The organism is Enterococcus durans NBRC 100479 = LMG 10746, from assembly GCF_001544215.1.
Classification (GTDB): Bacteria; Bacillota; Bacilli; order Lactobacillales; family Enterococcaceae; genus Enterococcus_B; species Enterococcus_B durans.
This window is the reverse complement of sequence record NZ_BCQB01000070.1, coordinates 1-10,610: the sequence shown is the minus strand read 5'-3', so window position 1 is coordinate 10,610 and position 10,610 is coordinate 1. Positions and strand designations below refer to the sequence as shown.

10 protein-coding genes are annotated in these 10,610 nt (G+C 37.2%); 8 read left to right on the top strand and 2 right to left on the bottom strand.

The window, feature by feature from the left end; translation table 11 throughout:
• Window positions 1–208 precede the first annotated feature (208 nt).
• The 4 genes from ED2_RS13285 to ED2_RS13265 all read left to right on the top strand — a co-directional run bounded on the left by ED2_RS13285 (window position 209) and on the right by ED2_RS13265 (window position 5,065).
• Window positions 209–859, top strand: coding sequence for an adaptor protein MecA (locus tag ED2_RS13285; protein WP_005879417.1), 651 nt, complete (start codon window positions 209–211; stop codon window positions 857–859).
• A gap of 99 nt (window positions 860–958) precedes the next feature.
• Window positions 959–1,768, top strand: coding sequence for a competence protein CoiA (locus tag ED2_RS13280; RefSeq protein WP_016176914.1), 810 nt, complete (start codon window positions 959–961; stop codon window positions 1,766–1,768).
• Between the two features lie 301 nt (window positions 1,769–2,069).
• Window positions 2,070–3,881 carry an oligoendopeptidase F gene (gene pepF, locus ED2_RS13275; RefSeq protein WP_016176915.1) on the top strand — a complete coding sequence of 604 codons (1,812 nt, stop codon included), beginning with the start codon at window positions 2,070–2,072 and terminating at the stop codon, window positions 3,879–3,881.
• 776 nt (window positions 3,882–4,657) lie between these two features.
• On the top strand, window positions 4,658–5,065 hold the full coding sequence (locus tag ED2_RS13265) for a DUF4809 family protein (protein WP_005879409.1): 408 nt from the start codon (window positions 4,658–4,660) through the stop codon (window positions 5,063–5,065).
• Window positions 5,066–5,232: 167 nt separating this feature from the next.
• Here the strand turns inward: ED2_RS13265 and ED2_RS13260 are convergent, their stop codons facing one another.
• Complete coding sequence (locus ED2_RS13260; protein WP_005879407.1) at window positions 5,233–6,420, bottom strand: galactokinase; 1,188 nt, start codon at window positions 6,418–6,420, stop codon at window positions 5,233–5,235.
• Between the two features lie 2 nt (window positions 6,421–6,422).
• Window positions 6,423–7,457, bottom strand: a complete 1,035-nt coding sequence (locus tag ED2_RS13255; RefSeq protein WP_005879405.1) for a galactose-1-epimerase — start codon at window positions 7,455–7,457, stop codon at window positions 6,423–6,425.
• Between the two features lie 250 nt (window positions 7,458–7,707).
• Here ED2_RS13255 and ED2_RS13250 point away from each other — a divergent pair, with 250 nt between their 5' ends.
• The 4 genes from ED2_RS13250 to ED2_RS13240 all read left to right on the top strand — a co-directional run bounded on the left by ED2_RS13250 (window position 7,708) and on the right by ED2_RS13240 (window position 10,551).
• Window positions 7,708–8,613: an AraC family transcriptional regulator gene (locus tag ED2_RS13250; RefSeq protein ID WP_005879403.1), complete on the top strand. Its 906-nt coding sequence runs from the start codon at window positions 7,708–7,710 to the stop codon at window positions 8,611–8,613.
• A 79-nt stretch (window positions 8,614–8,692) separates the two neighbouring features.
• On the top strand, window positions 8,693–9,361 hold the full coding sequence (locus ED2_RS13245) for an NAD(P)H-dependent oxidoreductase (RefSeq protein ID WP_005879401.1): 669 nt from the start codon (window positions 8,693–8,695) through the stop codon (window positions 9,359–9,361).
• Between the two features lie 3 nt (window positions 9,362–9,364).
• Window positions 9,365–9,535: a hypothetical protein gene (locus tag ED2_RS15760; RefSeq protein WP_005879399.1), complete on the top strand. Its 171-nt coding sequence runs from the start codon at window positions 9,365–9,367 to the stop codon at window positions 9,533–9,535.
• 113 nt (window positions 9,536–9,648) lie between these two features.
• Window positions 9,649–10,551: a LysM peptidoglycan-binding domain-containing protein gene (locus ED2_RS13240; RefSeq protein ID WP_016176916.1), complete on the top strand. Its 903-nt coding sequence runs from the start codon at window positions 9,649–9,651 to the stop codon at window positions 10,549–10,551.
• The last annotated feature ends 59 nt before the right edge of the window (window positions 10,552–10,610 follow it).

Below are 10,610 nucleotides of genomic sequence, written 5' to 3'. Positions count from 1 at the left end.
ATTCTTATGATTAACAGATGAAATACTAGAAAAGCAATCATTTTTTGTATGGTAGCATGAAAGAAAAGAAGAGGGATTTGCCAAGAGTGTCAAGTAAATGGAAAAAATTTAGTTTGTTTTTAAGCGATAATTATTTTTCTTTACATTTAAGCTTATTTCGATACAATGAAGGTATATTGACTGTTGTGGCAAAGTGAGGTGTAGCAAAATGGAAATGGAACATATTAACGAAAACACAATACGAGTAATGATTGGGCATGAAGACTTAGAAGAGCGAGGAGTCTCATTTTTGGACCTACTTGGAAACCATAGAGAAATTGAAAACTTTTTCTATAGTATTCTGGAAGAAGTGGATATTGAAGATGAGTTTCGCAGCAGTGAGGCTGTTACTTTTCAGGTGTTGCCAAAAGGAGATGGCTTAGAACTTTTTATCAGCAAAAATCTTCCGAATGAAGAAATGCTCCAAAATGATGAAGATTCGTTGGATTCTGATGATGTGACTGAGTTTATTCAACAACAAATTCTGAATAATGAAGTAGAAGAATCGGACGAACGCATTTCCGATGAAATTGAACACCAAGCAATTTTTGCTTTTGACGACTTTGAACAAATGATTCAATTGGCGAATAATGTAGAACTAGAATCAGCGTGGACGGATATCTACCTATTAGATGATGTGTACTACTTAGTGGTTCATTTTTGGATGGAAAATTTATCCCAAATGGACGTTGAAAACCAAATTGCACGCGTTTTGGAGTACGCAGAAAAAAGCGATCGTACAAATGAAACACTGAATGAGTATGCCAAACTTATTATGGAAAGAAATGCATTAGAACGAACACGATTTTATTTTGCTTGATCAAAAATAAAATTTCTCCACCTGTTTGGAATAGATAAGAAGGATTTGATCTGAAAGATCAGATCCTTTTTTGCGTATGTTTTTTTGGAGGTGAGAATAATGCTTTATGCTATCGATAAGAAGGGAAAACAGTTTCCTGCTCAAAAAGTGACGAAAGAGCATTTGCTTTTTTGCCCGGTGTGTCAAGGGCGGGTGGTTTTAAAAAATGGGAAACAAAAAAGTGCGCACTTTGCGCATAAAAGCCGTAAAGTATGTACTGGTTTTAGTGAAGGTGAAACAGCAGAACACCTAAACTTAAAGCAAGTCGTGTTCGATTGGCTTCAGCGACATTCAACAAATTCAGTGATTCATCTAGAGGGATACTTACCGAAAATTCGTCAAAGACCGGATGTTCTTTACGAAACATTAGCAATAGAAATTCAGTGTTCCACATTACCATACAGAAGATTTGAAGAGCGAACTAACACATATCAAAAAAATGGCTATGTGGTGTGGTGGATCATAGGAAACAACTTTTTAAAAAATAAAAAATTGACGATGATCGAAAAACGCTTTTGTGCATTTAATGAAAGTTGTGGGCTTCATCTATGGCAATTGGACTGGAAAAAGAGACAATTGATTCTGCGTTATCATATGAAAGAAACGATCAATGGTAAAATCACCTATGAAAAAAAATCGTGGTTGTTTTTCAGTGGTGTACTGCCAAAGCTTTTTAATGAAACCGTTGGCGAGATAAAACCTGAAATATTATCTAAAAGAGTAACCTATAAAAGATGGCTGCAGCAGCAACTATTTTCGCGACATCCTAAATATATCAAGTTACAAGGTATCTGCTACACCTATCAAAGGCACTTGCTGTATTTACCAGATTGGATGTATCGTGATAGTTACTTTTTCTTCTATGTTTAAAGAGTTAGTATTTCTTTATAGAATCTTGTACGAGGAGGTTTCTATTAGGGAGGCACATAAAAGCAATTATGGGCGATACCTAAGATGGTTACAAAAACTTTTTGCGTATAAAAAAAGCTGGCAATTCCCCCTTGTTAGGGATTCAATCATTTATTCTTCATTTTATGAAGAATGTCGCCTATATTCTATGTGTAAACCGAATTAAGTTGTGCTAAAATGGACTTCAATAGCTAGTGCTATGAAGGTGAACATCTTGATTGTAAAAAAGATGCGATAGGAATGAAAAAAAGGAGTGTATTCAATGAGTGAAACGACCAAATTACCAAAAAGAGAAGAATTACCTGAAGAACTAACATGGGACTTAACGAAAATCTTTGCAAACGATCAAGAATTCGATCAGGCTTATGAAAAATTGAATGAAGAATTAAAAAATTCTGATAAATATAAAGGGACTTTGGCAAATAGTGCCACAGAATTTTTGGATGCACTTGAATTTGTTTTAGATGTTTATCGAAAAATCGAACGGATCTATGTTTATTCTAGTATGAAAAATGATCAAGATACTGCAAATACAACCTATCAAGCATTGTATGCCCGATCTGGCAGTTTATTAGCAAAAGTGAGTGAAGCTATTTCGTGGTACGAACCAGAAGTACTTCAACTTTCAGATGACCAAATCTGGCAGTACTTTGAACAAGAACCAAAACTAGAACTTTATCGCCATTATATCCAACAAATGGTAGATAATAGAGCGCATGTCCTGTCTGCTGATCAAGAGTCTTTACTTGCAGGAGCAGGCGAAATATTTGGTTCCTCTAGTGATATCTTTGCGGTATTGAACAATGCTGATCTAGAGTTTCCTACGATCACAGATGAAAATGGAAAAGCAATCCAACTTTCTCACGGTGTTTACAGACAGTTAATGGAAAGTACGGATCGCAATGTTCGCGAAGCAGCATTCAAAGGTTTTTTCAGTGTATATGAACAATTTAAAAATACATTTGCATCTACATTGAGTGCGCATATCAAAGGTCATAATTATAAAGCAAAAATCCGTCATTACAAGTCAGCTCGTGAAGCTTCTTTAAGTAACAACCATGTTCCAGAAAGCGTGTATGATACATTAGTGGAAGTTGTCAATAAAAACTTGCCATTATTACACCGTTATATGTCTGTTCGTAAACGTCTTTTAGGGGTAGACAAACTACACATGTACGATCTATATACACCAGTTCTAGGTGAAGCACCAATAAAGTTTACCTATGAAGAAGCAAAAGCAAAAGCATTGGAAGCCTTAAAACCAATGGGTGAAGAATATCTGACAGTCGTTGAAAAAGCCTTTTCTGAGCGTTGGATCGATGTAATAGAAAATAAAGGCAAACGTAGTGGCGCGTATTCTTCAGGAAGCTATGATACAAATCCATACATTCTATTGAATTGGCATGATGCCTTGGATCAACTATTTACATTGGTACATGAAATGGGACATAGTGTCCACAGTTACTTCACTCGTTCAAACCAACCTTATGTGTATGGGGATTATCCGATTTTCTTAGCTGAAATTGCATCAACAACGAATGAAAATATTTTAACGGAGTACTTGTTGGAAACAGAAGAAGATCCTCGAGTACGGGCGTATGTTTTGAATCATTACCTTGATGGATTCAAAGGTACGATATTCCGTCAAACTCAATTTGCAGAATTTGAACATTTTATGCATGAAGAGGATGCAAAAGGTATTCCGTTGACAAGTGAATACTTGAGTGAAAATTATGGGAAACTGAATACTAAATATTACGGACCAGCTGTAGAAGAAGATCCAGAAATCAAGTATGAATGGTCACGTATCCCTCATTTCTATTACAATTACTATGTTTATCAATATTCGACTGGATTTTCAGCTGCCTCTGCTTTAGCGAAGAAAATCTGGACGAAAGAACCACAAGCATTAGAAAACTACCTTACCTATCTGAAGTCTGGAAGTAGTGATTATCCCGTTGAAGTAATGAAAAAAGCGGGTGTTGATATGACGAAAGCAAATTATATCGAAGATGCAATGGTAATATTTGAAAAACGCTTGAATGAACTAGAAGAATTAGTAGAAAAATTATAAGCAGCTGATTACTTTTCGCCAATCATTCTTTTTTGAATGAGAAGCAAGGAATGATATTGAACGAAAAGAGGTTGTGGCAGAAGAGGCTAACTCTGAGAAAGAAGAAGGATACATGCAAATTTCTTGCCGGATTGGCTATCGATTTATTTGAGAAAGAGTTGCATCTGCCATTTGTTCTTGTTTAGCACGTGAGGTAAAAGCATTCCTTGCTTTTGCCTTGCGTGTTTTCTCTTTTTTTATCATCTAATGAGATGATATTTGCGGTACTCCTTATTTTTATTGAATGTATCTGTTCATAATCAAAACAAATATATCTATTTTATTTTTTTATACTTGTTTTTCTTTATTGACTAGTGGAACTTTTTTTCTTATGCTGAAAAAAATGAGAAATGGTATAGTAAAAGTAAAAAAGAGTGTGGGACAAAAGTAAGAAACACTTTTGTCTCATTCTTTAAAAACGAATAAACGGTAGGAGCAGAAGCAACTCCTTCTTAAATAAGCCGAAATTCCCAAAAATTTGAAAAGCAATTTTCGTGAATTTCTTCTTATTTCTCGGAGTTAAACACTTCTGTCCCAGCCTCTTCGTATAAATAAATGGGAATGGAGGATCATTATGTCTTTTTGGGGCTTTGAACAAGAATCAGATGAGATCATATTGTCGTATGTCGACTGTCAGGTTCGTTGTTTAAGAGACGCTGCAAGACGAGAAATGAAGAGAAGGAAGAACTACAAAGCAAAAAAATATCTAAATCATCATAAAAAAGGAGGAGTCCATAATGAAAGAAGTTCAATTAACCAAGAAAAGTGATCTGACAGAAGGTGGCTGTAATGCGTGTGGAATCATTGACTCTACGATTTATCAGCTTGACTTAGGTGGGAAAAAAGCAACAATAGCAGAATTGTCCGTAGGATCATTAGTTGATAGCTTGGCCTTGTTAGAGGGATTTGAGGGGGAAGATATTTACGAGATGCTTGGAGAGATACGGCAATTAAAACATGCAGGAAAATGCGTGGAGGTTCGGCAAGAAGATGGGTTAATTCATTTTCAAAAGGATTATGAAGCGTTGACTGTCAAAAATGTGATTGAGGCCCCAGAGCTGTATCAACAAGTCAACCAAATCCTAAAACAATTTTTTGACTTAGGACCGTATAAATTCACAGAAAAAAACAAAAGTCTTGTGTGAATACGGAGTGGCAGAAGACGATTGAAGAACAGACAAACAATACGTATTTATTTCAATAAAACCAATCAAGTAGATCGAAGCTCACTAAGAAAAGAAGTAGAACGAATCCAAGAGATAATCTAGGATCGTTCTACTTCTTTTTAGTATTGATTTGAATTCGACTGAAATCAAGCAGTGGCTACATCAGGATCGATTTTAGTCGTGCCATTACCGATATGAGCGACATAAAACTCTGGTGCATAACCAACAACTTTCAAGTAAGCATCGTAGACATTATTTTCAAATTCTGGAATGTTTTCTTCTTTAACCAATGCGATGGCACATCCGCCGAATCCAGCACCAGTCATTCGAGCGCCTAAGACACCTTCTTGTTTTTGGGCAGCATCTACCAAAGTGTCTAATTCAATCCCAGTTACTTCGTAATCATGACGCAACGAGTAATGAGAAGCATTCAATAACTTGCCAAACGCAGCTAAGTTTCCTTTTTCTAATTCTGCTTTTGCTTCTAGTGTGCGCTGGTTTTCTGTTACTGCATGGCGTGCTCGGCGAATCAAAGTATCATCGTTGATCAAATCTGTATGAGCTTCAAAGGTTTCGCTGTCTAGGTCACCTAATGCATCGATTGTTAATTGTGTTTGCAGACGTTTAAGCGCCTCTTCGCATTCACTTCGACGTTCATTGTATTTAGAATCCGCTAATTCACGACGTTTGTTTGTGTTCATGATAACCACTGCATAGCCATCTAATTTCACTGGAACCATCTCATATTTTAAGGTATTTGTATCAAGTAAGATCGCTTTGTCCACTTCTCCAAAGCCGATTGCGAATTGATCCATGATCCCTGAGTTGACACCGATAAATTCATTCTCTACTTTTTTTCCTGTTTGTACTAATGCAAGACGATCTATAGCTAGATCAAACAAATCTTCTAATACGACACCTACTAATAATTCTAAAGAAGCGCTACTTGATAAGCCAGCACCATTAGGGATCGTTCCTTCCACTAATAATTCGAAGCCATGATCAAATGTATACCCTGCTTCTTTTAACTTTAGGATCATTCCTTTGACATAGTTTGCCCAACCAGCTTGTTTATCATATTCTAACTCATTCAACGTAAAGCTGATTACGCCGTCATCTTCAAAATTCGTTGAATACACTAAGACCTTATTGTCTTTTCGAGAAGCTGCGACACCTTGAGTACCATAAGTGATCGAAGCAGGGAAGACATGCCCGCCATTATAGTCAGTGTGTTCACCGATCAAGTTGATTCTTCCGGGTGAGAAGTATTGAGCTGTCTGTTTAGGTCCGAAGATTTCTGCAAATTTTGTATTTAAGCTACGTTTGATTTCCATTATTAAAAATCCTTTCTTGTTTCGATTTTAAATTCTGTTGTTGTTTCAAAGGGGGTATTTGGTGGAAGTTTGATATCTCCAAAATCCGAGAACTGTTCTGCCCCAGGAGCAATTTGCGTTTCAAACGTGATCCCACCATGATCACTCAGATTTTTTCCTCGCATTTCAGGTGTATTTTCTCCAAAGTTTGCTGTAAATACCACAATACTTGGCGCATCTGTTGCTACACTTACTTTGATTTTTTCATCTGGACTGACAAGAAAAGCTACTACTTTGTCTAATCCTTGTTCGTTTAAGAAAAAGGGATGATCGATGCCATCGACAAGCACTTTTTGATCAAAATCACTTTCAAAAACAGTTGCAAGCTGTCTCGGCTCTTGAAAATCAAATGGCGTATTGGCTACCGAAGATTTTTTTCCTAATGGGATACTATCTGCTCTCAAAGGGGCGTACTCTTCACTGTCCAACCAAAGAACATGCTGATCGATTGGTTGGGTGATATCACCGCTTAAATTGAAGTAGACATGATTTGTCGGGTTGAATAGGGTCGTTTGATCACTTATACCGCGAGTGGTTACCCGCCAGATATCATCTTGAGTCAATGTATAGCGAACTTCTACTCTTAGATTACCTGGAAAACCATGTTCTCCGTCAGGACTTTCGGTAGTGAAGAGAACAGTATCTCCTTGTTCATCTTCAATCGTTTGATAAGACCATTTCTTGGTTTCAAAACCAGGAGAACCGCCATGCAAGGAATGACCAGTAGCTGGATCAACACTTAGTTGGTACGTGCGATCGTCAAGCGTAAAATGCCCGTCCTCGATTCTGCCAGCTGTTCGACCAATCGAGGCACCAATATAGGCATCTTTTTCTAGGTATTCTTGAGCGGAGTCAAACCCTAATGCTAATTCTCTGTTTTCTGCCTTCAAGCTGACGATACGCGCCCCTAAATCGGTAACCGCTAATCGTAGTCCATGTTTATTTGTTAAAACAAGTAAATGATATCCTTGTCCAAAATCTTTGATTGTGATTGACATAATAAACGTCCTTTCTTTACGTATTGAAGTACGGCAAATACACCTTTTTTTGCTACATGAGCTGTCTAAAGTTCTTGGTTCTAATTCTGCTTGCAAACAATAAGCGATTAAAATGAATAAGAACGGTCCTTTATTTATTTATAACTTATCAAGAAAACGCTTCCTAATGAATATATTTCTGTGACTACTATTTAACTTTTTGTTGCATATTTAGAAGACTAGAGTAAAGTTGAAGTGTGGAGGTGTATCGATGGAACAGGCTATTTTTCTAAAAAAGGAACAACAACAGATAAAAAAAGAATTGAATTTTGACTTTTGTGGTTTTTCAAAAACGCTACCATTTCACTCTTTCGGTCCTGCGATCAGACAAGATTTTATTTTGCATGTCATAATGGAGGGGAAAGGAACATACCATGTCCGGGAACAACGATATGAATTGAAAAAAGGGGATCTTTTTTTGATACGTCCAGGTGAGTCTACCTTTTATTTAGCAGATGGAGAAGATCCTTGGGTCTACTGCTGGTTATCATTTGGAGGAGCAGCTGCTGAAGAGATCATTCGGCGCTCACCATTTAAGGATGACCAATATACGATGGTATCAGCAGGTATCTCCGCATATGTTGATCTTATTTTGGAATGTATCCATTACTCGCAAGAAGATGTAGCAGATGAGTTAGAATTGACTGCTTTAACTTATCGGCTTTTGGCAACTCTATTGAAAGATGGGGGGAAAGTGAGATTAGGAGAGCAAAAAGTGTATTCTCCTTTAGTGATCGATACAGTGAAATACATCGAAGAACATTATGCACAACAACTGACAGTAGAAGAAATTGCCCGCGGATTATCCGTCAATCGTAGCCATTTGTCGCGAGTATTCAAAAATCATTTGGGAACGAGTATCAAAGAGTATTTGATTGGTGTACGTATCAATCGGGCGGCTTTTTTACTTTCATTAACAGAAAACTCAGTAGAGAATATCGCTTATCAAGTTGGCTTCAATAGTTTAGTCGTTTTTAGTCGAATGTTCAAAAAAACAACTGGCGAAACAGCGACAAGTTATCGGAAACGAATGAAAAATGAGGAATCAAGATACCATTCCTTGGAAGCCTTAAAAAAACAATTAGAAACGCAAGAAATTGTATCATGGACGACTTAGAGACAAGCGTGGCAGAAATGTCCTTTTTACTTTTTATGCTAAACTATATAGGACACAATGAAGGATAGGAGTTTTTGACATGAAAAGTTTGGTCATCGTGAGCCACCCCGCAATCGATACATCATTGAACCAACAATTTTTTAAAGAAGCAATGAACGGAACGAATGCTACTTGGCATCATCTGGAAGAGATGTATCCTGATGGTCAGATAGATTTAGCTTTAGAGTTACAATTACTGAAAGAACATGATCGAATCATTTTTCAATTTCCATTTTACTGGTACAGTGCCCCTGCACATTTAAAATTATGGCAAGATACTGTTTTGGAGCATGCATCGCTAGAACTAAGAGGAAAAGAGCTAGGAATCGTTTTGACGACAGGAGTTGCCGAAAAAGAGTATCAATCAGGAGGAAAAGAAGAATATACGATTTCAGAATTTTTGCGGCCGTATCAACGAATCGCGAACAAACTGATGATGTCTTTTTTACCACCATATGTCATGTCTCAATTCATGTATCAATCAAAGGAAAAAAAATGGGAACGGCTGATTGCGTATCAACAGTATTTAACTTTAAAGGAGAAACCTACTTTGGCGAATCGTATTGACTGGTTTATTGCACAAATGAGAGCCAACGATACCTTAAAATCAATTGGGGAACCAATGCAAGAATACGTGATCGATTATTTAGAGAAAGCAAAAGAAGATATTGAAGATCTGACATTTACATTACGCGAATTAAAGGAGTAGATTATGACAGAAGAATGGGTGTTGAGCCAATTGGATGAATTAAGCAGAGCGGCTGATTATCCAACAAAAGCATTATTACATGAAACCAAACAATTGGTGATTGAAATAACTGAACGGATGGAACAGTTGCAAGGAGAGATCGATGGGGAATCTTGGAACCATCAAAAATGGTGAATTTTTCATTTAAATAACACAGTTTAAAATGTTCATTACTCGGATAATTTGCTACAATGGACATATGCGAGAATTGATAACGCTATTTTATGAATAATGGGTGGTGGTACAAAATGAACGAAAAAAACGAACAAAGAGAAAATGTCCGTACGGCCCGTCGGCAACAACAAAAAAAAGAGTCCCGTATACGTATGCTGAAAGTAGGTTCTGCAGTTGCAGTCGTTCTATTGCTTGTGGGGGCTGTTACTGGGCTTTATCTCCACAATAAGAATGATACTAGTGCCAAAAGTACAACTATAAGTACAAGTAAAACAGCAAAGAAAAAAGAGTCAGCATCAACGGAAACATCGAAAACAAAAGAAACAATGAAGTCGACACAATCATCCGCTGAGGGGACACTTGAGGAACAGTTACAAACGATCCTTACAACTTATTCAAAAAAAATCGAAGATCAGACACCTGTTCTGATTGAAGAATACCAGACGGAGATCCAAAAGAATCAGGATGGGCTCACGGGACTATCCACTGTTGCAAACCAAAAAGCGAGTGAGTTACAAGCAATCTCTGACGAAGGAATCCGCAAACTACGTGAAAAGTATCAAACAGCGCATGCAAAAGATGGTGTGGATCTTGATACGATGATCAATCAACTTTCTGCAACGTACACTGCACAAGTTGCTAGAATATCAGATATTTATCTGCGTACGAGTGCTTCTTTGAAGGTTGAATCATCTACAAGTCAGGAAACAAGTGGAACTGAAACCAATACAACAGCACAAACAACGGAGTCAACAACAGAAAGCCAAATGTCCACTGATCAATATGCACAAGGAACTTCTTCTTCACAAAGTGCAGATCAAAGTGCTTCAGCGGCAACAACAGTTGTTCGAGAAGGCGAAGGACCAAACCAAATTGCGGAACGAACAGGGGTTCCAGTAGAAACGATTTTATCCTTGAATGGCATGACAATGGACGACTACTTTTTAAATCCGGGAGAAGTTTTGAAACTGAATTGATTAAACATACTAAAAATGAAGTCGAGACAAAAGCCGTTTAAGTTTGAGAAATTGGAGAG

Coding starts and splice junctions, on each gene's coding strand:
- ED2_RS13240 (WP_016176916.1), top strand. CDS start 9,649: ATGAACGAAAAAAACGAACAAAGAGAAAATGTCCGTACGGCCCGTCGG.
- ED2_RS13245 (WP_005879401.1), top strand. CDS start 8,693: ATGAAAAGTTTGGTCATCGTGAGCCACCCCGCAATCGATACATCATTG.
- ED2_RS13265 (WP_005879409.1), top strand. CDS start 4,658: ATGAAAGAAGTTCAATTAACCAAGAAAAGTGATCTGACAGAAGGTGGC.
- ED2_RS13260 (WP_005879407.1), bottom strand. CDS start 6,420: ATGGAAATCAAACGTAGCTTAAATACAAAATTTGCAGAAATCTTCGGA.
- ED2_RS15760 (WP_005879399.1), top strand. CDS start 9,365: ATGACAGAAGAATGGGTGTTGAGCCAATTGGATGAATTAAGCAGAGCG.
- ED2_RS13285 (WP_005879417.1), top strand. CDS start 209: ATGGAAATGGAACATATTAACGAAAACACAATACGAGTAATGATTGGG.
- ED2_RS13280 (WP_016176914.1), top strand. CDS start 959: ATGCTTTATGCTATCGATAAGAAGGGAAAACAGTTTCCTGCTCAAAAA.
- ED2_RS13250 (WP_005879403.1), top strand. CDS start 7,708: ATGGAACAGGCTATTTTTCTAAAAAAGGAACAACAACAGATAAAAAAA.
- pepF (WP_016176915.1), top strand. CDS start 2,070: ATGAGTGAAACGACCAAATTACCAAAAAGAGAAGAATTACCTGAAGAA.
- ED2_RS13255 (WP_005879405.1), bottom strand. CDS start 7,457: ATGTCAATCACAATCAAAGATTTTGGACAAGGATATCATTTACTTGTT.